The 22,230-nt window shown below is 58.3% G+C and carries 19 protein-coding genes, 3 tRNA genes and 1 pseudogene; 13 read left to right on the top strand and 10 right to left on the bottom strand.

Going from position 1 to position 22,230, the window contains the following annotated elements:
- Positions 1-32: 32 nt before the first annotated feature.
- Both ACQUTI_RS05215 and pmrD read right to left on the bottom strand, forming a co-directional pair.
- Entirely contained in the window at positions 33-1,487 is a 1,455-nt protein-coding gene (locus ACQUTI_RS05215; RefSeq protein WP_004203506.1) for an AMP nucleosidase, read from the bottom strand.
- Positions 1,488-1,616: 129 nt separating this feature from the next.
- Positions 1,617-1,862, bottom strand: a complete 246-nt coding sequence (gene pmrD, locus ACQUTI_RS05210; RefSeq protein WP_004203504.1) for a signal transduction protein PmrD — start codon at positions 1,860-1,862, stop codon at positions 1,617-1,619.
- 270 nt (positions 1,863-2,132) lie between these two features.
- Between pmrD and ACQUTI_RS05205 the strand changes: the two genes are divergently transcribed.
- Complete coding sequence (locus ACQUTI_RS05205; RefSeq protein ID WP_135698799.1) at positions 2,133-3,755, top strand: alpha/beta hydrolase; 1,623 nt, start codon at positions 2,133-2,135, stop codon at positions 3,753-3,755.
- On the opposite strand, the gene ACQUTI_RS05200 is transcribed toward ACQUTI_RS05205, so the two are convergent.
- The 3 genes and pseudogenes from ACQUTI_RS05200 to ACQUTI_RS05190 form a co-directional block, all read right to left on the bottom strand.
- Entirely contained in the window at positions 3,666-4,598 is a 933-nt protein-coding gene (locus ACQUTI_RS05200; protein WP_004203502.1) for a nucleoside recognition domain-containing protein, read from the bottom strand. The two genes, ACQUTI_RS05205 and ACQUTI_RS05200, sit on opposite strands and share 90 nt — an antisense overlap.
- Before the next feature lie 118 nt (positions 4,599-4,716).
- The gene (locus ACQUTI_RS05195) at positions 4,717-5,631 is read right to left on the bottom strand and encodes an MDR family oxidoreductase (RefSeq protein ID WP_223171745.1); all 915 of its coding nucleotides are present in this window, start codon (positions 5,629-5,631) and stop codon (positions 4,717-4,719) included.
- A pseudogene (locus ACQUTI_RS05190) lies at positions 5,570-6,395 on the bottom strand (TetR/AcrR family transcriptional regulator). Before ACQUTI_RS05190 ends, ACQUTI_RS05195 begins: the two are co-directional and overlap by 62 nt.
- A gap of 62 nt (positions 6,396-6,457) precedes the next feature.
- Between ACQUTI_RS05190 and ACQUTI_RS05185 the strand changes: the two are divergent.
- Complete coding sequence (locus ACQUTI_RS05185; RefSeq protein ID WP_135698797.1) at positions 6,458-6,739, top strand: hypothetical protein; 282 nt, start codon at positions 6,458-6,460, stop codon at positions 6,737-6,739.
- Between the two features lie 139 nt (positions 6,740-6,878).
- A complete protein-coding gene (locus ACQUTI_RS05180; RefSeq protein WP_004203499.1) occupies positions 6,879-8,513 on the top strand; it encodes a Na+/H+ antiporter in 1,635 nt (544 codons plus the stop codon).
- Positions 8,514-8,606: 93 nt separating this feature from the next.
- Here ACQUTI_RS05180 and ACQUTI_RS05175 read toward each other — a convergent pair.
- A tRNA-Asn gene (locus tag ACQUTI_RS05175) sits at positions 8,607-8,682 on the bottom strand.
- 330 nt (positions 8,683-9,012) lie between these two features.
- Between ACQUTI_RS05175 and nac the strand changes: the two genes are divergently transcribed.
- The 3 genes from nac to ldtA all read left to right on the top strand — a co-directional run bounded on the left by nac (position 9,013) and on the right by ldtA (position 12,007).
- Positions 9,013-9,930, top strand: coding sequence for a nitrogen assimilation transcriptional regulator NAC (gene nac / locus ACQUTI_RS05170; protein WP_004203498.1), 918 nt, complete (start codon positions 9,013-9,015; stop codon positions 9,928-9,930).
- 106 nt (positions 9,931-10,036) lie between these two features.
- Positions 10,037-10,987, top strand: a complete 951-nt coding sequence (cbl, locus tag ACQUTI_RS05165; protein WP_004180456.1) for an HTH-type transcriptional regulator Cbl — start codon at positions 10,037-10,039, stop codon at positions 10,985-10,987.
- Between the two features lie 78 nt (positions 10,988-11,065).
- Complete coding sequence (ldtA, locus tag ACQUTI_RS05160; protein ID WP_023318650.1) at positions 11,066-12,007, top strand: L,D-transpeptidase; 942 nt, start codon at positions 11,066-11,068, stop codon at positions 12,005-12,007.
- An 89-nt stretch (positions 12,008-12,096) separates the two neighbouring features.
- Here the strand turns inward: ldtA and ACQUTI_RS05155 are convergent.
- Together ACQUTI_RS05155 and mtfA are read right to left on the bottom strand one after the other, a co-directional pair.
- Positions 12,097-12,172 (bottom strand) — tRNA-Asn (locus ACQUTI_RS05155).
- A gap of 100 nt (positions 12,173-12,272) precedes the next feature.
- Positions 12,273-13,073 carry a DgsA anti-repressor MtfA gene (gene mtfA, locus ACQUTI_RS05150; RefSeq protein WP_072140495.1) on the bottom strand — a complete coding sequence of 267 codons (801 nt, stop codon included), beginning with the start codon at positions 13,071-13,073 and terminating at the stop codon, positions 12,273-12,275.
- A gap of 90 nt (positions 13,074-13,163) precedes the next feature.
- Between mtfA and ACQUTI_RS05145 the strand changes: the two genes are divergently transcribed.
- Positions 13,164-13,253, top strand: a tRNA-Ser gene (locus ACQUTI_RS05145).
- Positions 13,254-13,527: 274 nt separating this feature from the next.
- On the opposite strand, the gene ompC is transcribed toward ACQUTI_RS05145, so the two are convergent.
- Complete coding sequence (gene ompC / locus ACQUTI_RS05140; RefSeq protein WP_017900242.1) at positions 13,528-14,664, bottom strand: porin OmpC; 1,137 nt, start codon at positions 14,662-14,664, stop codon at positions 13,528-13,530.
- A gap of 537 nt (positions 14,665-15,201) precedes the next feature.
- On the opposite strand from ompC, the gene drpB reads away from it, so the two are divergent.
- The 4 genes from drpB to ACQUTI_RS05120 all read left to right on the top strand — a co-directional run bounded on the left by drpB (position 15,202) and on the right by ACQUTI_RS05120 (position 18,187).
- On the top strand, positions 15,202-15,483 hold the full coding sequence (drpB, locus tag ACQUTI_RS05135) for a cell division protein DrpB (RefSeq protein WP_004203489.1): 282 nt from the start codon (positions 15,202-15,204) through the stop codon (positions 15,481-15,483).
- 41 nt (positions 15,484-15,524) lie between these two features.
- Positions 15,525-16,235, top strand: coding sequence for a phosphohydrolase (locus tag ACQUTI_RS05130; RefSeq protein WP_004203487.1), 711 nt, complete (start codon positions 15,525-15,527; stop codon positions 16,233-16,235).
- Between the two features lie 76 nt (positions 16,236-16,311).
- A complete protein-coding gene (locus ACQUTI_RS05125; RefSeq protein WP_072206876.1) occupies positions 16,312-17,712 on the top strand; it encodes a DNA cytosine methyltransferase in 1,401 nt (466 codons plus the stop codon).
- Positions 17,693-18,187, top strand: coding sequence for a very short patch repair endonuclease (locus ACQUTI_RS05120; RefSeq protein WP_122543176.1), 495 nt, complete (start codon positions 17,693-17,695; stop codon positions 18,185-18,187). Before ACQUTI_RS05125 ends, ACQUTI_RS05120 begins: the two co-directional genes overlap by 20 nt.
- Here ACQUTI_RS05120 and yedA read toward each other — a convergent pair.
- Positions 18,162-19,073, bottom strand: coding sequence for a drug/metabolite exporter YedA (gene yedA, locus ACQUTI_RS05115; RefSeq protein ID WP_023318644.1), 912 nt, complete (start codon positions 19,071-19,073; stop codon positions 18,162-18,164). The two genes, ACQUTI_RS05120 and yedA, sit on opposite strands and share 26 nt — an antisense overlap.
- A gap of 183 nt (positions 19,074-19,256) precedes the next feature.
- On the opposite strand from yedA, the gene ACQUTI_RS05110 reads away from it, so the two are divergent.
- Together ACQUTI_RS05110 and dgcQ are read left to right on the top strand one after the other, a co-directional pair.
- The gene (locus ACQUTI_RS05110; protein ID WP_023318643.1) at positions 19,257-20,168 is read left to right on the top strand and encodes a DUF808 domain-containing protein; all 912 of its coding nucleotides are present in this window, start codon (positions 19,257-19,259) and stop codon (positions 20,166-20,168) included.
- A gap of 117 nt (positions 20,169-20,285) precedes the next feature.
- Positions 20,286-21,965 carry a cellulose biosynthesis regulator diguanylate cyclase DgcQ gene (dgcQ, locus tag ACQUTI_RS05105; RefSeq protein ID WP_428923214.1) on the top strand — a complete coding sequence of 560 codons (1,680 nt, stop codon included), beginning with the start codon at positions 20,286-20,288 and terminating at the stop codon, positions 21,963-21,965.
- The last annotated feature ends 265 nt before the right edge of the window (positions 21,966-22,230 follow it).

Raw genomic sequence — 22,230 nt, 5'->3', positions numbered from 1 at the left:
CAGCGTTTTCCTCTTTATTCCCACGTCACCGGTTAGCGGAACGGCGGTTCGTTGAAGGTGCGTAGCTTACGCGAGTGCATGTGATCCCCCTCGGCGCGCAGCAGGTCGATAGCCCGGATGCCGATCTGCAGATGCTCAGAGATGGCCCCCTCATAGAAGCGGTTGGCCTGACCGGGGAGCTTGATCTCACCGTGCAGCGGCTTGTCCGAGACGCAAAGCAGCGTGCCGTAGGGGACGCGAAAGCGATAGCCCTGGGCGGCGATGGTCGCACTCTCCATATCGATAGCCACCGCGCGGCTGAGGTTAAAGCGCAGCGCGGAAGCGGAATAGCGCAGCTCCCAGTTACGGTCGTCGGTGGTGACCACCGTCCCGGTACGCAGCCGCTGCTTCACCTCCTCGCCCGGCATCCCGCTCACCTGCTTGGTGGCGTCGTACAGGGCGCGCTGCACTTCGGCAATGCTGGGGATGGGGATATCCGGCGGCAGCACCGCATCCAGTACATGGTCGTCGCGCAGATAGGCGTGGGCCAGCACATAGTCGCCGATAGCCTGGCTTTCGCGCAGGCCGCCGCAGTGGCCGATCATCAGCCAGACATCCGGGCGCAGCACCGCCAGGTGGTCGCAGATGGTTTTGGCGTTGGCCGGGCCGACGCCAATATTAATCAGCGTGATCCCTTTGCCGTCGTGGGTGATCAAATGCCAGGCCGGCATCTGGTGCTTCTTCCACGCCAGATCGGAAATGGCCTGCTCCGGCGCTTCGGTTTCGGCGGTGATCCAGATCCCGCCGGCGCAGGAGAGAGCGATATACGGGCTGTCGGGATCGAGGATCTGGCTGCAGCCCCAGCTGACGAACTCATCCACGTAGCGGGTATAGTTGGTGAACAGCACGTAGGGCTGGAAGTGTTCCGCCGGCGTGCCGGTATAGTGCCGCAGACGCGCCAGCGAAAAATCGACGCGGCGGGCGTCAAAGTGCGACAACGGATAGAACTCGGTAGGATGGAACAGGCCGTCTGCGGTCTCATCGCCAATCTGCGACAGCTCGGTGGTAGGGAAATAGCGCGTCAGACCGGCGCTCATCGAGCGGTCGAGTGTCAGGGTGGAACCATCTATCACGTAAGGATAGGGGATCTCATGCTGCGACAGCTCGACGCTGATATGCGCGCCATAGTCCTGATACAGCAGCGTCAGCTGTTCCAGCAAATAGTGGCGGAACAGTTTCGGATTGGTGATGGTGGTGGTATAGCACCCTGCATGGGTGAAACGTCCCCAGGCGCGCGTTTTGAGGGCTTTATGATCGGCGCCGTCCCAGGAGACCGAGAGCTGCGGATAGACAAAAAGACCTTCCGCGCGGGCTTCGGTATCGGGGAGCGTATTATGGTCGATATAGTCGCCGATGGCTTTGCGTAATGCCGTGACCGAGGCTTCATAGCGCGCTTCCAGCTCGGCAAGCGCTTGTTCCGGGGTCAGACTGGCGGCCTTGTTATTCATGATTCGCTCCTTGTTTCAGGTCTGCTGACATTCCCGATAGTATGTCACAGCGTGAAAAGGGCGAAGGGGAATTTATCTGTCAGATGCGAAGAGACCCCGATCATCTCTGGCAAAGGGGTCGGACCCGATTTATTTGCCGGCGTTTGCCCAGCGCTCACTGCTATAATGGGTTGCTTTGAGGATCTTCAACGTCTGTGTCGGGTTATTATTCAGACAATAACGCGCATCGGCCAGCGGAGTAAGTTTATCGCCTTCCTGCAGGTGAAGGCGACAGGCTTCAATTTCAGCAATCATCGCTAATGTACCGCTCTGAAGCACGACGCAGCAGGGGCTGGTCATTGAATTTTTTCTCACTTTTTTTACCCACCACTCCATCTATATCTTCCTGTCCTGATCACATCCCTGCCGATAATTCATGTTTCCTGAAGGCCTGACAATAAGATTATCCCCTTGGTTTATACAGTGTTTAAAAATAGGCGACCTAACGTTGATCTCAGCGGTAGGCTTTTTTTCGCTGAACATGAATGATCTGCCGGGTTTAATTTGCCGGAGCCGATGGCTATGCTGAGAAGCAGACAGTGAAAATAGCCTGTCAGGAATAGGGCAGCTGAGTTCGGCTATGCGAAAAATAATAGAGAGAGCGTCATGAAGCATGTTTTACGCCACTGGCGAACGTCAGGCGCCGTTATTGGCTCACTGTTAAAAAAAGGGATCGTTGCGGTGCTGGCGCTGCTGGTGGTGTTTCTCGCCGGACGGATCTATGAGTCCCAGCGCGGCCCCGCGCTGCATTCCTGGCATACCTGGCATGGCAACGAGATGGCGGCCAAAGAGATCGACCAGGCGACCTTTGCCCAGTATCTGGCGCGGGAGAAAACGATTTTCGCCGATCTTCAGCGCGAGGTGACAGAGGCCTTGCCGGAAGAAGATAAAACCCCTGTCAACCGCTTTTATCGCCATAGCCGGGTCTGGCCGGGGCAGTTTACGCAGGACTGGAACCGCTCTTTTGTACTATTGCCGCAGGGCAAACCGCGCGGCAGCGTGGTGCTGCTCCATGGCCTGACCGATTCGCCCTACAGCGTGCGCTATCTGGCGCAACTCTGGCGGCAGCGGGGCTATGTGGCGGTGGCGCCGCGTTTGCCGGGCCATGGCACCGCGCCGGGGGCGTTAACCGCCGTTGACTGGGAGACCTGGCTGGCGGCAACGCGTCTGGCGGTGCGCGAAGCGACGCGCCTGGCCGGGGCGGACGTGCCGCTGCATCTGGTCGGCTACTCTAACGGCGGCGCGCTGGCGCTCAAGTATGCCCTCGATAGCCTGGAGGACAGCCATTTACGCCAGCCGCAGCAGATTATCCTGCTGTCGCCGATGATCGGCGTGACGGCGTTTGCCCGTTTTGCCGGTCTCGCCGGGCTGCCGTCCATCTTCCCGGCGTTTGCCCGTGCGGCCTGGCTAAACGTGGCGCCTGAATTTAACCCGTTCAAGTACAACTCTTTTCCGGTAAAAGCGGCGAGACAGTCCTGGCTGTTAAGCCAGGCGCTGCAGCAGCAGATTCTTCGCGCGTCCCGTCAGGGGGAGCTGAAAGCGCTGCCGCCAGTCCTCACCTTTCAGTCGGTGATGGATTCCACCGTCAGCACCCGGGCGGTGGTGGAGTCCCTGTATCGCTACCTGCCGGACAACGGCAGTGAGCTGGTGGTGTTCGACATAAACCAAGCGGCGGATCTCCGGGTCCTGTTCCGTCCCGCGCTCTATGCGGCGGTGAATACGCTGCTGCCGCCGGCGCCGAGGGCCTATACCACCACGGTGGTGACCAACGCGACGGCGCACACGCTGCAGACCGTCGCCCGCACTACGCTGGCCCAGGAACGGGAAGAGCATCGTTATCCTCTACACCTTGCCTGGCCGGCGGATATGTACTCCCTGTCGCATGTGGCGGTGCCGTTTCCCCTGAGCGACTCGCTGTATGGCCGCGAGCCGGACGAGAAGAACCGCTACGGCATTAGCCTGGGCACCATTTCACTGCGTGGAGAAACCGGAACGCTGAGCGTGGGGCTGGAGACGTTAATGCGCGTCACCTCTAATCCTTTCTTTCCGTGGATGCTGGCGCGCGTCGATGAGCATATCGCCTGCGGCGAGCAAGCGGCGGTAGTGGCCTGCCTGAAGGCGCAGGCCAGCGCGCAGGCGTTAAAAGAGGCTCAGGTGCAGGACGGTGCGCAGCAGAATGCCGACGATCGCCGCGGGAACCACGAAGCGAAACAGGCGGACAAACCGTGAGCTGATGCCGAGGAAAATACCGATTCCGGGCAGATCGAAGGTCTGGATCAGCAGGCCTGCCGAGGCGTTGACCTGGCTGACGGTGACTTTGCCCTGCTGGATCAGCTCGGAAATGACGCCAAAGTAAGCGGTGCCTCCGGCGACGCACTTCACCAGCGCCGGCAGCACAAAGTTCTGCGGAATGTGCAGCCAGCCGAGCACCGGTTTCAGCAGCTGCTGCAGCAGGTCGATGGCGCCAGCGCCCTGCAGCAGTCCGACGATGGTTAACGACAGGATCAGCATCGGCACCGCGCCGAGCGCCAGGCGGATGGCGTCGGAGCCGGCGCTATTGATCACCGCCAGAATGCCCTGACTGTTCTGCTCGGCGTTGGGCAGCGCTTCCGCGCGAGGATTCTCGGCGACCGATAAGCGCCGTCCGGTGACGTGCCAGGCGACGGCGGCCGCGCACAGGCCGCCGACCACTGAGATAACGATCGAGGCCAGCCAGTGGAGGCCGAAAGGGGTGAGGGGATAGAAGACGTTGCCTTGCCCCATGGCGAAGACCATGGCCAGCGTGGCGGCCATTTGCCGGTCAGAAACGCCGCGTTTGTCCATAATCGACAGCGTGGCCAGCGGGGCGGCGAAGCTGACAAAGTTAATCTGGATCAGGGCGAAGGCGCTCATCCCGGTTAAGCCGAAGGGCTTCAGCAATGGCGCAACCCAGCGCACAATCACATCGAGGATGCCGCGGACCTCCAGATATTTCATGATAATCAGCATGATCACCATGATCGGCAACAGCGTATACAGCGCGACGTCAACGGACGATTTGCCCGCCGCCATAATGATGCTTATGACATCCATTTACGTTCTTTACCACTCGCAAAGCCATTCGTTCGCGTCATCATAATCCCGTGGGGAAGGAAATGATATGTCAGGATCGCCCCGGGGACCGGCGCCATGGGGCGCCGGGAGGAGAGAATTACTGGCCGATGTTGACCAGCGTGCGGCCATGAATATTGTTGCTGAGGAAATCTGCGGCATACGCTGGCGCCTGCTCCAGCGTGATTTCGGTGGCTGCCTGCTGGTAGTAGCCCTCCGGCAGCAGCTGGGCCAGACGCTGCCAGACCGCGTCGCGTTCTGCGGTGGGCACCATCACCGAATCCACCCCCTGCAGACGCACATTGCGCAGAATAAACGGCATTACGGTGGTCGGCAGATCGAAGCCCCCGGCCAGACCGCAGGCGGCGACGCAGCCGCGATATTGCGTTTGCGCCAGCACTTTAGCCAGCATCGTGCCGCCAACGGTATCCACCGCGCCCGCCCACAGCTGTTTCTCCAGCGGGCGGGTCTCTGCGAAGTCGCTGCGCGGCAGGATGGCGTCGGCGCCGAGCTGGCGAAGGTAATCGTGCGTCGACTCGCGGCCCGATACGGCTGTCACCCGGTAGCCGAGCGCTTTCAGCAGTACCACGGCGGTGCTGCCGACCCCGCCGCTGGCGCCGGTGACCAGGATATCACCGCTTTCCGGGGTGATGCCCGCACTGACGAGGGCATCGACGCACAGCATTGCGGTAAAGCCGGCGGTGCCGATGATCATTGCCTGGCGCGCGCTGAGTGCCTCCGGCAGGGCAACCAGCCAGTCGCCTTTGACACAGGCCTCGGTGGCCAGACCGCCCCAGTGGTTTTCGCCCACGCCCCAGCCGGTGAGGATCACGGCCTGGCCGGGAACAAAGCGCGGATCGCGGCTTTCACTTACCCTGCCGGCAAAATCAATCCCCGGCACCATCGGGAACTGGCGGATGATTTTGCCTTTGCCGGTGATCGCCAGGGCATCTTTATAGTTGAGACTCGACCAGTCGATGGCGACCCGCACGTCGCCTTCGGCAAGGGCAGGCAGGTCAATCGCTTTGACGGCGGCCACGGTGCGGTTGTCAATCTGGTCCAGAACTAATGCTTTCATGACTGAGTATTCCTCGTCTGAAGGGAGTTATCGGCGCTATCGCCGTCCTGTGCAGGTGTTATTGTCATCATATTGTGCGCAAAGAAATCCCAGTACTGGTTAAGGGGAGCGGCGGACTGGACCAGCCTGGCGCGCATCACCGCGCCTTCCCAGCCGATCCAGAACACCTGGGCCAGCGCCTCCGGTGAGGTGTCGCTGGCAATCGCCCCGGCAGCCTGCGCCTCGTGCAGGCAGCGGGCCACGCGCTCCTCCCATGCCGCCAGGATGGCCTGCAACCGCTGGGTAAATGCCTCGGGCAACAGCGGAGCTTCCTGCAGCAGGTTGCCTACCAGACAGCCGCGACGAAACTGGTATTTCTCCATTCCCTGACCGGCATCACGCACGAAGGCCGCCATCCGTTCCAGCGGCGGCACGGCGTCGTCCAGCAGGAATTTATCTAATTTATGCGCAAAGTAATCGCCATAGGCGGCAAGCACGGCGAGGCCAAAGGCCTCCTTGCTTTTGAAACAGTGGTAAAACGACCCCTTTGGCACGGCGATATTCTTGATTACCGCATCAATCCCCGCCGCGAGATAGCCCGTTTCGGTCAGCACCTCCAGGCCCGAGCGAATCAGCGCCTGGCGAGTGTCGACAAACTGCCGATCGGCCTTTGGAGGTCGGCCGCGGCGGGGCTTCAGGTTGGCGGAGGTAGCGGGATTCATCATTTAGACCGTATGGTTTAATTGTTTGTCAGGGTACCCCCAATCCCGGTGGGGGGCAAGCTATGTATGGCAGAGAAGGGCGGGATTTCGAGGCAGAAGGCGACGCGGATTATCATCAATTATTAATGTGTGGTTCTCCGCGCGGCTGCTGCAGAGAATATCAATCCGCTGAGGCTATTCCGCTGACCATATATCTCTCTGGTCGCCACGGAATGATAAGGATGAATGGTAGAGATTATATTGCCGGGCTGACGATGATTTGCAGACCATGGCGGATTGACAATGCCGGCATGATAAAACACATTGTCCCCCCTGAACGGGCGCCGGTTGCCACCTCAGTTTAAATAAACACGCCGCCAGACAGGAAAGCCTGTCCTTTATTATCGGCGTCTGGATAAATAACCCGCCGCTGAAACCACACCTGCGAAAAAGGAATAACAGCCTGATGTACAGAATGAATATTGCCGTCAAAGGAGGGGAGGAATGTCGCTAATCGCTATTGTGCTGGTCTTTATCATGGCCATCGTGGTGACGGTGTTCATTTCCCATCTTCTGCCCGTTAAAGTGCCGCTGCCGTTGATCCAGATTGCGGCGGGCGCCGCGCTGGCCGCCGGTGGTTTTCAGGTCGATTTCGATCCGCACATCTTTTTGCTGTTGTTTATCCCGCCGCTGCTTTTCCTCGATGGCTGGCGGATCCCGAAAGACGCGTTTTTCCGCGATATGAAGCCTATTCTGTCGCTGGCGATAGGCCTGGTGATGGTGACTATCCTCGGTATTGGCCTGTTTATTCACTGGCTTATTCCGGCGATTACCGTGGCGGCGGGGTTCGCCCTGGCGGCGATTCTGTCACCCACCGATCCGGTGGCGGTATCGGCAATGACCGCCAGCTCGCCGCTGCCTTCCCGGATGGCGCATATCCTCGAAGGGGAGTCGCTGTTAAACGATGCTTCGGGTCTCGTCGCTTTTAATTTCGCCATCGCCGCGGTGCTGACCGGCAGCTTCTCACCGGGAGAGGCGGTGATGAAGTTTTTCCTGATGGCGTTCGGGGGCATCCTCAGTGGGCTCGTGGTGGTGTGGGTCACCGGCAAATGTAATAACTTTCTGGTGCGGCGCACCCGCGAGGAGCCGGCCATCCAGATCCTGATCAGCCTGCTCATCCCCTTCGCCGCCTACCTGCTGGCCGAGGCGTTCCATGTCTCCGGCATTCTTGCCGCCGTCGCCGCCGGCATTGCGATGCACTATGAGCAGCTGTCGGGGCCACGGCTTCCCGCGACGCGGATGAAAAGCAGCGCGGTGTGGTCCATGCTGCAGACTACCCTCAATGGGATGATCTTCCTGATGCTGGGCGAGCAGTTGCCCCGCATGCTCAGGACGTTGCCGGCGGTAGCCAGCCAGGCCGGCGTCCCTTCGCCCTGGTATCTGCTGCTGTACGCCGTGGCCATCACTCTCGCGCTCGGTCTGATGCGTTTCGCCTGGGTATGGCTGTCGATGACGCTGACCATTTTTCGCCGTAAACGCCGGGGCAAGGCCATCACCGTCCGTCCGCGATTCAGCATCCTCGCCGTCATGGCGCTGGCGGGGGTTAAAGGCTCCGTGACGCTCGCCGGTATTCTGACGCTGCCGGCGGTGCTGGCGGATGGTTCACCATTCCCGGGCCGCGAACTGCTGATCTTTCTCTCAATGGCGGTGATCCTGATGTCGCTGGTGGTGGCGGCTATCGGTCTGCCGTTCATGACCCGCTATCTTGCCGATGATTTACCCCATGACACCGGCAAGGACGATATTGGCGCCGTCATGACCGAAGTGGCCATCAACCGGCTAAATGCGCTACTCGACGAGCCGGTGGAGGATCCCACTGAGCAGGCCCTGCGGGCGGATGCCGGTAATATGCTACTGGAAACCTACCAGCGTCGGCTTCACTATAACGACAATGACGAAGGGCAGGACGTCGGGCTGGAGCTGGCGAAGCGCGCCAGGCTGGAGAAATATATGCAAAGAGAGGTCATTATCGCCCAGCGTCAGGAGCTGTTCCGGCTGCGTCGCGCCCACAACATTAGCGATATCACCTTTTATGAGGTGCTGCGGGAGATAGACCTGAAGGAAGAGAGTTTGCGCTAGGGGCGCCATTGCTGGAGGGGAGCCTTCGCCCTCCGGCCGCGCAGCTGGCGCGGAAAAGCAAAAAGCCTGCTCGAAAGCAGGCTTTTTTAAATTTGGCTCCTCTGACTGGACTCGAACCAGTGACATACGGATTAACAGTCCGCCGTTCTACCGACTGAACTACAGAGGAATCGTGTGAACGGGGCGCATATTAACGATGCCACCCGGCCTTGTCAAAGCCTGATTCAAAGAATTGCGTTCGACTGCTGACAATTTCAACAACCCTCACTCGTGCGCTGTTTTTTTCAGCAGATTGCACCGTTGTAGTGCGAATGTACCCCTAATGGGGCATACCGCAATCTGCTTACCAGGCAAATAAAAACCGGATTGCTATCACTATCCCTTATAACACCGCCTGTGGCGGGCAGCGGCAGCGGAAATGAAAAGCTGGCAAGCAAATTGCAAAACCAGTTTCATCATACTTCCAGCGTTAACGCTGGCGTTCCTTACAGGAGGCAAAATGAACTTAAGACGACTGAAATATTTTGTGAAAATCGTCGATATCGGCAGTCTGACCCAGGCCGCTGAAGTCTTGCACATCGCCCAACCGGCCCTCAGCCAGCAGGTCGCGACCCTGGAAGGTGAAATGGACCAGCAGCTGCTGATACGCACTAAGCGAGGGGTCACGCCAACGGAAGCCGGTAAAATCCTGTATACCCATGCGCGGACCATCCTGCGCCAGTGTGAGCAGGCGCAGCTGGCGGTCAATAACGTCGGTCAGACGCTGCGTGGCCAGGTCTCGATCGGCCTGGCGCCGGGCACGGCGGCCTCCGCCATTACTATGCCGTTGCTGCAGACGGTGCGTAATGAACTGCCCGAGGTGATGGTCTATCTGCAAGAGAGCAGCGGCACGGCGCTGAATGACAAGCTGCTGGCGGGCCAGCTGGATATGGCGGTGCTGTATGAGCGTTCGCCGGTGGCCGGCATCGTCAGCCAGCCGCTGCTGAAAGAAGATCTCTACCTGGTCGGTACCCGCGATTGCCCGGGGCAGAGCGTGGACCTCACGGCGGTAGCGGAGATGAACCTGTTTCTGCCGCGCGATTACAGCGCGGTACGGGCGCGGGTCACCGAAGCGTTCACCCTGCGTCGGCTGTCGGCGAAAATTATCGGCGAGATTGAATCCATTACCACCCTGACCGCGGCCATCGCCAGCGGCATGGGGGCGACGGTCCTGCCGGAATCCGCTGCCCGCTCCCTGTGCGGCGCGGCGAACGGCTGGATGGCGCGGATTAGCACGCCGTCAATGAGCCTGTCGCTGTCGTTGAACATGTCGGCGCGCGGCGGTTTGTCGCCGCAGGCGCAGGCGGTGAAGGAGATCCTGCTGTCTCTGGTGAGCCGTCCATCGCTGGAGAACCGTGAACTGCAGCTGGTGAGTTAGGCTATATTCTCTTAAGGAATAAGTTGCTGGTTTTTATTATTTGTTACCCGGGACAACAGACTTTAACAATAGCAGATACGTTAAGTCCATTGGCCCGGAGGAAAGGGTGAACTTCCAGCAACTGAAAATTATCCGTGAGGCGGCCCGTCAGGATTACAACCTGACGGAAGTCGCGAATATGCTCTATACCTCGCAGTCAGGCGTCAGCCGCCATATCCGGGAACTGGAAGAGGAGCTGGGGATTGAGATCTTTATCCGTCGCGGCAAACGCCTGTTAGGAATGACCGAGCCGGGTAAAGCGCTGTTATCCATTGCCGAGCGGATCCTCAATGAAGCCAGCAACGTCCGGCGGCTGGCGGATCTCTTCACTAACGATGCCTCCGGCGTCTTAACCATCGCCACCACCCATACTCAGGCGCGCTACAGCCTGCCCCCGGTGATTAAAGCCTTCCGCGAGCTGTTCTCCGACGTTCGCGTCGAGTTGGTGCAGGGCACTCCGCAGGAAATTGAAGCGCTGCTGCATAACGGTGGGGCGGATATCGGCATCGCCAGCGAGCGTCTGAGCAACGATCCTACGCTGGCGGCTTTCCCCTGGTTCCGCTGGCATCACAGCCTGCTGGTACCCAAAGACCATCCCCTGACCCAGGTGTCTCCTCTGACGCTGGAGGCGATTGCCCGCTGGCCGTTAATCACCTATCGCCAGGGGATCACCGGCCGTTCGCGGATCGATGAGGCCTTCAACCGCAAAGGGCTGATGCCGGATATTGTGCTGAGCGCCCAGGATTCCGATGTCATCAAGACCTACGTCGAGCTGGGGCTGGGCGTCGGGCTGGTCGCCGAGCAGTCCGGGGATGCCCGCGAAGCGGACACCTTTACGCGCCTCGATACCCGCCATCTGTTTGATGCCAATACCGTGTGGCTGGGACTGAAGCGGGGCCAGCTGCAGCGTAATTACGTCTGGCGCTTTATCGAATTGTGCAATGCCGGACTGTCGCTGGATGAGATCAAGCGCCAGGCGATGGAGCCGGAAGAGGCCGCTATCGACTATCAGATTTAAGGAAATGCTGGCCAGCGGATCGGGGAGAGGAAATACCGCTATAATTCACACACGAGAGTCGCGACTGAGGAAGGGAAAATGACGATGCGGCGTGTGAAATTACTTTGTTCGGCGCTGATGCTGCTCGCCAGCCACAGCGCGCTGGCCGTTAGCTATCCGCTGCCGCCGGAGGGGAGCCGTCTGGTGGGCAGCGCATTTACCATTGCCGTGCCGGAGAACAACACTCAACCACTGGAAAGTTTTGCCGCCCAGTACGGCCAGGGGTTGAGCAATATGCTGGAGGCTAACCCCGGCGTCGATGTCTATTTGCCGCACTCCGGTTCGACGCTGACCATTCCGCAACAGCTGATCCTGCCTGACACCGTGCGGGAGGGGATCGTCATCAACGTCGCCGAGATGCGTCTCTATTATTACCCGCCGCTGGGCAATAGCGTGGAAGTCCTGCCAATCGGCATTGGTCAGGCGGGACGTGAAACGCCGCGTAACTGGGTGACGGCGGTAGAGCGCAAGCAGGAGGGACCCACCTGGGTACCGACCGCCAATACCCGCCGCGAGTATGCGAAAGAGGGCAAAACGCTGCCGGCGATGGTGCCGCCCGGGCCCGATAATCCGATGGGGCTGTATGCGATCTATATCGGCAGGCTGTACGCCATCCACGGCACCAATGCCAACTTTGGTATCGGGCTGCGCGTCAGCCAGGGATGCATCCGCCTGCGTAATGACGACATTAAATTCCTGTTTGATAACGTCCCGGTGGGAACGCGCGTCCAGCTGATCGATCAGCCGGTGAAGTATACCGTGGAGCCGGACGGCAGCCACTGGCTGGAGGTGCACGAGCCGCTGTCGCGCAACCGGGCGGAGTTTGAATCCGACAGAAAAGTCCCCTTGCCGATGACCTCGGCGCTGCGCGAGTTTACTCAGGGGCCGGGAGTGAGTTCTTCGCAGGCCGAGCAAACCCTGCAGCGCCGCTCCGGCATGCCGGTGAATATCAGCGCCACAGCGGCGCAGGGAAGTTTGTAGCGGTGGAAAAAGTTAAGCCTTGATGCGGGATGGCGGCCCGGCGGGGCCCGAAAAGCAAAAAGCCTGCTTAAAAGCAGGCTTTTTAAATTTGGCTCCTCTGACTGGACTCGAACCAGTGACATACGGATTAACAGTCCGCCGTTCTACCGACTGAACTACAGAGGAATGGTGTGAACGAGGCGCATACTACTGGCCCGGCATTTTTGTGTCAACACTAAAATTAACTTGCTGATTCAAATGGCTAAATTTAGCTCAACACGTTGTTTTAGTGAACAGTGCGCCGATCGTCTTCGTCCTGCAGGCCATTCTCCCGTCTGCGCGCCAGCGGATCCTGGCGGTAAAAATGGCAAAAACGCTGCCACAGGGCCGGGAAGCGGGGCGCGAACAGTTCAGGCGCGCTGAAAAAATATTCCGATAGGACGGCAAAGCACTCAGCGGGATCGGTGGCGGCATAGGCGTCAATGCTGGCTGCGCTTTCCCCCACCAGATCTATCTCATCCTGAATGTTGTTCATCGCCGCGTGGAGATCGTGCTCCCAGCCGGCGACTTCGCGCAGTGGGATCAGCGGTACCCCGCTGGCCCGATCGCCATTCCGCGTATCGAGCTTATGCGCTACCTCATGCACCACAAGGTTAAAGCCTGACGCATCAAAGGAGTCCTGAATATCCAGCCAGTTCAGCACCACGGGACCCTGCTGCCAGCTTTGCCCCGATTGCACCACCCGCTGGTTGTGGACCAGGCCAATATCATCCTCCCATTCATCATCCACGACAAACGGGGCAGGGTAGATCAGCACTTCATGAAAACCGTCCAGCCACTCTATCCCCAGCTCAAGTACCGGCAGGCAAAAGAGCATAGCTATCCGCGCCTGATGCAGCGGAGTCAGCTCCAGTCCCTGAAGCGCTACCAGACGTTTTTGCTGTAGGAAACGGCCAGCCATCTGCGTCAGCTTATGCTGCTCAGCGGGCGAAAGGTGGGCTAAAACCGGAATGGCAAGCGCTTGCTCCCAGGGCATCTCTGCGTTGCCGGACTCATCATCTGCTTTCCAGGGCCATTTAAACATCATATTGCTCGCAAAGTCGTCACTTGAACACGATTACCGAAACGGGAGCTATTAAAATGCCAAAGATCCTGGCATTATAGCAACCACAACAGCGGAGAGATGCCGGAGCGGCTGAACGGACCGGTCTCGAAAACCGGAGTAGGGGCAACTCTACCGGGGGTTCAAATCCCCCTCTCTCCGCCACTATTCTTTCTCTGACCATTCCCCTTCAATAACACCGTTAGCTTCAGGTATAACGCCTGCGCTGGGGTATCGCCATCATCATCGTCCTGGTTTCAGCGTAAAGACGCGGTACTTTGCCTTGTCCTTGTGTGGTCTTACCGCCGCAATTTGCCCGAACGAGCTTAAACGCATCATAAAGAGGGAAGGTACGCCTGGAAAGCGGCAATGTCGAAAAGAGTGATCTCAACGGAGCGGGAACAAGAAAAAGCCCGCTGAGCGCGGGCTTAGATGGGGATCAGAACTGGTAAACCAGACCGAGGGCCACGATATCATCGGTCGAGATACCGTTGTTGCTGTAGAAGCGGTCGTCTTCGTCCAGCAGATTGATTTTATAATCCACATAGGTGGACATATTTTTATTGAAGTAGTAGGTCATGCCGATGTCGACATACTTGACCAGATCCTTGTCGCCGAAGCGAGAAGAGGAGTAGAGATCTTTACCCTTTGATTGCAGATAGGCCACAGACGGACGCAGCGGTAAATTATACTCATCGAACTGGTACTGGGCGACGACTTCAAAGTTCTGCGTCTTGTTGGCAATAGCGCCGTTGCCGTAGAAGGTCATGTTGCGGGTTTCCGCATACATGGCGGCCAGATAGATGTTGTTGGCGTCATATTTGGCGCCGACGGTCCAGGCGTCGGCTTTATCACCGTTGGCATAAATATGGCTGCTACGTGCTGCCGCCAGCTGGTTATGGGTACGGTCGGAAGATGAGTAGGCGGCCCCGAAGCTGATGCCCATATCGAGATCGTAGTAGCTGGAGATACCAAACCCGTCGCCATTTTCCCGCGCCAGTTTACGAGCACCACCGTTGTTAGTGCCTTCGCCAGAACCGGCGTTTTCATTATTACCCTGATACTGCAGGGCGAAATGCAGGCCGTCGACGAGGCCGAAGAAATCGCTGTTACGGTAGGTGGCCACCCCGTTGGTGCGGCCGGTCATGTAGACGTCGGTCTGGGTGTAGGTATCACCGCCGAATTCTGGCAGCATATCAGTCCAGGATTCGATGTCGTACACCACGCCGTAATTACGGCCATAGTCCAGTGAGCCATAGTCAGCAAATTTCAGACCGGCGAAGGCCAGACGGGTCCAGGAATTCGCTCCTTCATTTTCGCTGGTATTGGCCTTGATATTGTATTCCCACTGACCGTAGCCGGTTAACTCGGAAGCGATCTGCGTTTCGCCTTTGATGCCAAAGCGTGCATAGGTCTGATCGCCGTCCTCTGAAGTGTCGTCTGAGAAATAGTGCAGGCCGGCGACTTTCCCGTAAAGGTCCAGTTTGTTGCCGTTGTTGTTATAGATTTCCGCGGCATTAACGGCATTGGCCATTAATAATGCCGGAACCATGAGAGCCAGTACTTTTCTTTTCATTATATATTCCCTTTTAATAATAATTTCTGTGAATTATGACAATCCCTCCGGAATGACTATCAGATACTAACGACCAGGTTCATTTTTATTTAAAATAAAATATGTAAATAAATAATGTAAAATATTGCAAAATATTTCCAAATGGTTCGTTATATTAAATTTGAATGAATCTGATTTTATTATTATTTTATTATATAGCAATGGGTTATGTTGTTTTGTTGCGACCTCTGTTAACCAAATGAAATTATTTTTATTAATTTACGGCGAGGGGGTTGTTCAGCATTTAAATATAATTTATGAGACAAACTCGCCGGGTGAGATAAGTACAATACGCGGCATGGTTGATGTCGTTAATGTTTAATCCTGTGGGTAAGTAATAAAGAACAAACCCTTGGGTATTTCCATTGGCAGCATAAGTGATAAGTGGGTGCAGAAGACAAGGATGAAACTGCTGCCTGTGGCGCAGGTTGGCGCTATAATGTGATGCGTGTCACGTTTTGGGTGGCAGTAGTATGATTTGTCACGGAGAAGAATGAGATGGAAGAGCAGGCAAAACGCAGCCCGGGCGGCAAACTCGCGCTCTGGGCGTTGTATGCCTTTTGCGGATATTGTGTCTGGGTCATTGTGCGTTACTGGTGGGTGGTTGGGAAAATTCACAGCGTTCCCGGCGCCAGCGCGGAGGGCGACTTTGGCACAATGGCAGGGAAATGGCTTGGCGCCCTGTTGGGGATGCTGGTGCTCGCCGGCATTGGCGCGATCCTAGGTGCTGTCGTCTGGTATACACGACCCGCCAGAAGCAGGCGGGATCATCGGTCGTAAAGTTGCTATGCTCGAGGCTGACCTTCAGATAAGGAACGCCTATGAACCTGGTAGACTGGCAGCAACGATTTGAGCACTGGATACTGACGCACCACGCCCAGGAGGATGCGGCGCACGATCTGTCCCATTTTCGTCGCGTCTGGGCCACCGCCACCCGGCTGGCCGCCGGGGAGGTGGAAGTCGACAGGCTGGTGCTTCTCACGGCCTGCTATTTTCATGACATTGTCAGTCTGCCTAAAAATCATCCGGAGCGAAGCCGCTCTTCGATGATGGCTGCCGAGAAAACCCTGGCGATTTTGCAGTCGTCGTTTACCGATTTTCCCGCAGACCGCTATGCGGCGGTCAGCCATGCTATTGAGGCGCACAGCTTTAGCGCGGCGATCCCGCCGCGCACGCTGGAGGCGAAAATCGTCCAGGACGCCGACCGTCTCGAGTCGCTTGGGGCGATTGGCCTGGCGCGGGTCTTCGCCGTCGCCGGCGCCCTGAACACCATTCTGTTTGATGCCGACGATCCTTTCGCCGACCGGCGAGCGCTGGATGACAGAAAATATGCCCTCGACCATTTCCAGTGCAAACTCCTGCGCCTGCCGGAAACCATGCAGACCGCCGCAGGAAGGGCTATGGCGCAGCATAATGCGCGCTTCCTCGTTGAGTTTATGGCCAAGATCAGCGCGGAGCTGAAGGGGGAGCCTATGGCGCTGGATGAGGCGGTTTTACGCCGCTTTGCACCGCAGCCGTCAACCGACCAGTGATTTATGGTACTCTCTGCAAAAATCGTCCGCGCTGGTTGAGGGTATGCCACAAAAGTTAATTAAGGAAAACAGGTCGTTGTCATTGACGGAGCAGGCCGGTGAAGAGGCTCAGGCGCTGCTGCGTCAGCTGATGACGATCTACGATGTGAAAACGCTGGTCGCCGAGCTGGTGAGCGTCGGGGAGCAGCACTGGAGCGCGGCGATCCTCAAGCGCGTGGCGGCCCTCAGCCGCGCGGCGGGGCGTTTGCGTCCGCAGGAGGTCGCTCATCTGGCGACGCTGCTGCCGTCGCCGCCGGCCCATCATCCGCACTATGGGTTCCGCTTTGTCGATCTGTTTGCCGGTATCGGCGGGATCCGCAGCGGTTTTGAAGCCATCGGCGGGCAGTGCGTCTTTACCAGCGAGTGGAATAAGCATGCGGTGCGCACCTATAAGGCCAACTGGTATTGCGATCCGCAGCAACACCGTTTCAATGAAGATATCCGCGATATCACCCTCAGCCATCGCCCCGACGTTAGCGATGACGAGGCGGCGCAGCATATCCGCGAGACTATCCCGCAGCATGATGTGCTGCTGGCCGGCTTTCCCTGCCAGCCTTTCTCACTCGCCGGCGTATCGAAAAAAAATGCCATGGGTCGCGCCCACGGCTTTGCCTGCGAAACCCAGGGGACGCTGTTTTTTGATGTGGTGAGAATTATCGCCGCCCGTCAGCCGGCGATCTTTGTGCTGGAGAATGTTAAAAATCTCAAAAGTCACGATCAGGGACGCACCTTCCGCATCATCATGCAGACGCTGGATGAGCTGGGGTATGAGGTCGCTGACGCCGGGCATAGCGGGCCGGACGATCCGAAAGTGATCGACGGGCGCCATTTCTTACCACAGCACCGGGAGCGCATCGTGCTGGTAGGCTTCCGTCGCGATCTGCAGCTGCACGAAGGGTTTACGCTGCGCGATATCGCGGCGCTTTACCCGGCGGTTCGGCCAACATTTGGCGAGCTGCTGGAGCCGACGGTGGATGCCAAATTTATCCTCACGCCGGTACTGTGGAAATATCTTTATCGCTATGCGCGCAAGCATCAGGCGCGGGGCAATGGCTTTGGTTATGGCCTGGTGGACCCCGCGAATCCTCACAGCGTGGCCCGGACGCTCTCCGCCCGCTACTATAAAGATGGCGCCGAAATTCTCGTCGATCGCGGCTGGGACCGGCCGCTGGGCGAGACGCATTTTGACGATCCGCAGAATCAACAGCGGCGTCCTCGTCGGCTGACGCCGCGGGAGTGCGCCCGATTGATGGGCTTCGAATCGCCTCAGGGGGCGCGTTTCCGCATCCCGGTGTCGGATACCCAGGCCTATCGTCAGTTCGGCAACTCGGTAGTGGTTCCGGTCTTCGCCGCGGTGGCGAAGCTCCTGGCCCCGCGCATCGCTCAGGCGGTGGCGCGTCGCGAAGCGGATGATAACGATGGCGGATGTTCACGATAAAGCCACACGCAGTAAAAATATGCGGGCTATCGCCACGCGCGATACGGCGATCGAAAAGCGGATAGCGGCGCTGTTGACTCAGGCGGGATTCACCTTTATTGCTCAGGATCGCGAGCTGCCGGGGCGCCCCGATTTCGCTTTACCCGACTACCGTTGCGTCATCTTTACCCACGGCTGTTTCTGGCACCACCATGACTGTTACCTGTTTAAGGTGCCGGCCACCCGGACGGCGTTCTGGCTGGACAAGATCGCCGGCAACGTAGCGCGCGATGCCCGTGACCGGCAAAAGCTGGCCGCGCAGGGCTGGCGGGTGCTTATCGTCTGGGAGTGCGCCCTGCGCGGTCGCCTGAAGCTGAATGACAAGGCGCTCACCGAGCGTCTGGAAGAGTGGATCTGCGGCGCCGGACACGACGCGCAGATCGACACCCAGGGGATCCGCGAACTGGCGCTTATTTCGACGCCTTACAAGGAGTAACTTCGCTGCGAACCGGGAAGAGATATTTGCCCAGCGTCACCAGCACGACGGCGAAAATAATCACCGCCAGCGCCAGCCACTCGATCAGTGACAGGCTTTCGCCACCGAATCCGGTGCCAAGGAGAACCGCTACCACCGGGTTGACATAGGCGTAGCTGGTGGCCACCGCCGGGGTGACATTGCGGATCAAAAACATGTAGGCGTTGATGGCAATCAGCGAGCCAAAGATAGCCAGATAGGCTACGGCGGCGATCCCGGACCACGACGGAACGCGGGTTAAGGTTTCACCGCTCAGCCATGAGGCGGCCAGCAGGACGATCCCGGCGGCGAGCATCTCGATTGCCCCCGCCATCATGCCGGTCGGCAGCACGATCCGCGAGCCGTAAACCGAGCCGAAGGCCCAGCTCAGAGAGCCAATCAGAATCAGCAGTGCGCCCCAGGGGTTGCCGTTCAGGTTGCCCCCGCTGTTAAGCATCACAATACCCGCGAGGCCAATGGCAATCCCCAGCCACTCCAGCTTCCGAGTGGCGATGCCGAAAAAGCGGCTGAAGCACAGGGTGAACAGCGGAACGGTGGCGACCATCACCGCGGCGATCCCGGAGGGAACGTGCTGATGTTCGGCCAGGGTGACAAAGCCGTTGCCGACGGCCAGCAGCAAAACCCCGATCAGCGCGGCATTAAGCAATGGCCTGCGGGCCGGCAGTTTATGGCCGGTGGCCAACAGCCATCCCAGCAGCAGCACGCCGGCAGAGAGAAAGCGAATTCCGGCCATCATCAGCGGCGGCCAGCTGGCGACGCCGACGGCGATGGCGAAATAGGTAGAGCCCCAAATGATATACAGCGCAAACAGCGCCCCGATAAGCGGTAACAGCTGACGGGTAGACATACTTCCTCACGACGGTGCAGAGATAGAAAGGGGACATATAGTAAACGTGAAAACTATCCTGCTGGCGAGCGCTTAATTTGCGCCAGGTTGTTAAATTTATATTGACTAATTGTACCTTGGGCAGCGGCCGTTTTTTAACGCATACTCGAGGGAGACATTGATGAAGAGAGAAGGAAAATCATTTTGGCAGGAAGTAGTCTTTTAACGTTACTTGATGATATCGCCACGCTGCTGGACGATATCTCCATGATGGGCAAGCTGGCGGCGAAAAAAACGGCGGGGGTGCTGGGCGACGATCTTTCCCTGAATGCCCAACAGGTGACCGGCGTGCGGGCAAATCGTGAGCTGCCCGTGGTCTGGGGTGTGGCGAAAGGGTCGTTCGTCAATAAAATCATCCTCGTGCCGCTGGCCCTGCTGATCAGCGCCTTTATTCCCTGGGCGATCACGCCGCTGCTGATGGTGGGTGGCGCGTTTCTCTGTTTTGAAGGGGTGGAGAAGGTGCTCCACAGTCTGGAAGCGCGTAAGCACAAGGAGGACCCAGCGCAACGGCAGCAGCGTCTTCAGGCGTTGGCGGATCGTGACCCGCTGGCCTTTGAGCGTGACAAAGTAAAAGGGGCGATTCGCACCGACTTTATTTTGTCCGCGGAAATTGTCGCCATCACCCTCGGCATTGTCGCGGAAGCGCCGCTGCTGAATCAGATCCTCATTCTCTCAGGGATCGCGATTCTGGTCACCGTCGGGGTCTATGGCCTGGTGGGGGTGATCGTCAAGCTGGATGACATGGGTTACTGGCTGGCGGAGAAACGCAGTACGCTGGCGCAGTGGCTGGGCAAAGGGTTATTGGCCGTGGCTCCCTGGCTGATGAAACTGCTCTCTGTCGTCGGGACGCTGGCCATGTTCCTCGTTGGCGGCGGGATTGTGGTCCACGGTATTGCGCCGCTGCACCATGCCATTGAGCACTGGAGCGCGGGCCTGGGCGGCATGTTGGCCGCCTTGCTGCCGATGGTGGTCAATCTGGTGCTGGGTTTTATCATCGGTGCGGTGGTACTGGCCGGCGTCAAGGCGGTGAGCCGCCTGCGTGGCGCGGCGAAGTAGTCAGGTGCGGCGCAGCGGATTGGCGCCGCGTGGTCTACGCTAAAAAGCGCGTCCGGTATCGACAGAAACCGCGTGCGCTGACAACGTCAGGTTTGCGCAACGTACTACGAGAGAAAGATGGATAAGCCACTGCGGTTGAAGTTGAAAAAGCGCTACTTCCTGACTCGCCCGGCACATGTGGTTAACGTTTGTTTTATCGTGGTGCTATTTTTCTCCACGCTGTTGATCTGGCGTGAAATCAACGTCCTGGAAGAGGCCTACGTGGCGAACCAGCGCAATAATCTGGCTAACGTCGCGCATGAAATGGATGGGCTGCTGCAGTTTAACATCGACAGGATGATGTTTTTTCGCCACGGTATGCAGTCCGCACTTGAACGCCCCCTCGACGTCGATGTGTTGCACGAGGCCAGCCAGCGCTATCTGAACCAGCGCCATCAGGAGATTTGGCGGGTGGCGCTCCCGAACCGCCGGACGCTGCCGGTGTTTGGCGTCTCGGAGAGCGTCGTCAGGGAGCACCCGCTGCTCTTGCCGGACGATCCGCTGGTGGTCAATGAACTGATGGCGACGCTGGAGCTGGGTTATCTGTTAAATCTGACGCAGCATGACCGCGATTTTGCCGAGCGGATGCAATATATCTCCCGCAGCGGCTTTTTCACCTCGACCCTGCCGCTGCGCGATGAATCGCAGGTGAAGACGCACTATTCGCGCGCTATCAGCGCCCTCTGGTTTACCCGGCAGACCCAGCGGAACAATCCGTACCGCGGCGTTATCTGGCAAACCTTTCCTGACGATGACCCACAGCTGGAAGAGCAGGTGGTTACCGCCTCGATACCGCTGGATTTTGCCGGTTACTGGCGCGGCGTGCTGGCGATGGATTTCTCAGTCAGCGAAATAAAAGCATTTTTAATCAGCGCGATGAAGGGCGGGCAGGTGGGGGAATACCAGCTTTATGACAGCCATCTTAGCCTGCTGGCCTCCTCTGCGCCGGGGAATGTCCTGACGCTGCTGTCGCCGCGCGAGCAGGAGCTGCTCAGCCGCGCGTTTGCCCATGATAACCAGGGCGGCCTGCGTCTGCTGACGCGCTATATCAGTTGGGCCAAACTACGGAATTTTGACGGCGTGCTGCTGCGGATCCACACCCTGCGGGAAGGCGTACGCGGCAACTTTGGCACCATCACCATCGCCCTGACCCTGATGTGGATCCTCTTCACCTTGATGCTGCTGCTCTCCTGGCTGGTGATCCGCCGTATGGTCCGCAATATGAGCGTCCTCCAGACCTCTCTGGAGTGGCAGGCCTGGCACGATGCCTTAACCCGCCTGCTCAATCGCGGGGCGCTGTTTGAAAAGGCGATGGCGCTCGCCAGCGCCTGCCAGCGCAGCGGACTACCGCTGGCGGTGATCCAGCTCGATCTGGATCACTTTAAGAGCATTAACGATCGCTATGGTCATCAGGCGGGTGACAGGGTGCTGTCGATGGTGGCCAGTACCCTTGCCGGCACTGTGCGGGAAGGCGATTTGCTGGGCCGCGTGGGGGGAGAGGAGTTTTGTGTCGTGCTGCCGAATACCACGCTGCAGGAAGCGGCGGCGATAGCGGAGCGGCTACGCCTGCGTATTCATGGCCGGGAGGTCTTTTTGCATAATAACGTGACGCTGCGGGTCAGCGCGTCGTTAGGGGTAAGCGCCAGCGAAGAGCAGGGAGAGTATCACTTTGAAGCGCTGCAGTCGGTCGCCGATGGTCGACTGTATCTGGCCAAGCAGAATGGCCGCAACCAGGTCTGTTTTCGCAGCGAAGCGTGAGTAAAACGTTTCGCTCGCGCCAGCGGATTTGAGATTTATCTTAAAGTAATGTCTGGCGATCGTACTATCGGATGAAACCGGTTTGCGGCTAAGCCTTCTCGCATCAGCCTTGCAGCCCTTTCTGCTGCGAAGCGCCGACTTTCTCAATATTTTGCGTCATGAATATCTCTTGTCATGCAAAATAATTGAGGATAATGTTTCAACGCATCGGATTTCCCGGTGTAACGAATTTTCAAGTGCTTCTTGCATTAGCAAGTTTGATCCC

It is taken from the genome of Klebsiella sp. 7-CIP_Kleb. (genome assembly GCF_050378655.1).
Lineage (GTDB): Bacteria > Pseudomonadota > Gammaproteobacteria > Enterobacterales > Enterobacteriaceae > Klebsiella > Klebsiella quasipneumoniae.
The sequence above is the reverse complement of the archived record's forward strand: the minus strand, read 5'-3'. Positions and strand labels throughout refer to the sequence as shown.

What these genes read in the sequence shown, in the direction of transcription:
- ACQUTI_RS05215 (WP_004203506.1), bottom strand. Translation starts at nt 1,487, where the DNA reads ATGAATAACAAGGCCGCCAGTCTGACCCCGGAACAAGCGCTTGCCGAG.
- pmrD (WP_004203504.1), bottom strand. Translation starts at nt 1,862, where the DNA reads ATGGAGTGGTGGGTAAAAAAAGTGAGAAAAAATTCAATGACCAGCCCC.
- ACQUTI_RS05205 (WP_135698799.1), top strand. Translation starts at nt 2,133, where the DNA reads ATGAAGCATGTTTTACGCCACTGGCGAACGTCAGGCGCCGTTATTGGC.
- ACQUTI_RS05200 (WP_004203502.1), bottom strand. Translation starts at nt 4,598, where the DNA reads ATGGATGTCATAAGCATCATTATGGCGGCGGGCAAATCGTCCGTTGAC.
- ACQUTI_RS05185 (WP_135698797.1), top strand. Translation starts at nt 6,458, where the DNA reads ATGTATGGCAGAGAAGGGCGGGATTTCGAGGCAGAAGGCGACGCGGAT.
- ACQUTI_RS05180 (WP_004203499.1), top strand. Translation starts at nt 6,879, where the DNA reads ATGTCGCTAATCGCTATTGTGCTGGTCTTTATCATGGCCATCGTGGTG.
- nac (WP_004203498.1), top strand. Translation starts at nt 9,013, where the DNA reads ATGAACTTAAGACGACTGAAATATTTTGTGAAAATCGTCGATATCGGC.
- ldtA (WP_023318650.1), top strand. Translation starts at nt 11,066, where the DNA reads ATGACGATGCGGCGTGTGAAATTACTTTGTTCGGCGCTGATGCTGCTC.
- mtfA (WP_072140495.1), bottom strand. Translation starts at nt 13,073, where the DNA reads ATGATGTTTAAATGGCCCTGGAAAGCAGATGATGAGTCCGGCAACGCA.
- ompC (WP_017900242.1), bottom strand. Translation starts at nt 14,664, where the DNA reads ATGAAAAGAAAAGTACTGGCTCTCATGGTTCCGGCATTATTAATGGCC.
- drpB (WP_004203489.1), top strand. Translation starts at nt 15,202, where the DNA reads ATGGAAGAGCAGGCAAAACGCAGCCCGGGCGGCAAACTCGCGCTCTGG.
- ACQUTI_RS05130 (WP_004203487.1), top strand. Translation starts at nt 15,525, where the DNA reads ATGAACCTGGTAGACTGGCAGCAACGATTTGAGCACTGGATACTGACG.
- ACQUTI_RS05120 (WP_122543176.1), top strand. Translation starts at nt 17,693, where the DNA reads ATGGCGGATGTTCACGATAAAGCCACACGCAGTAAAAATATGCGGGCT.
- yedA (WP_023318644.1), bottom strand. Translation starts at nt 19,073, where the DNA reads ATGTCTACCCGTCAGCTGTTACCGCTTATCGGGGCGCTGTTTGCGCTG.
- dgcQ (WP_428923214.1), top strand. Translation starts at nt 20,286, where the DNA reads ATGGATAAGCCACTGCGGTTGAAGTTGAAAAAGCGCTACTTCCTGACT.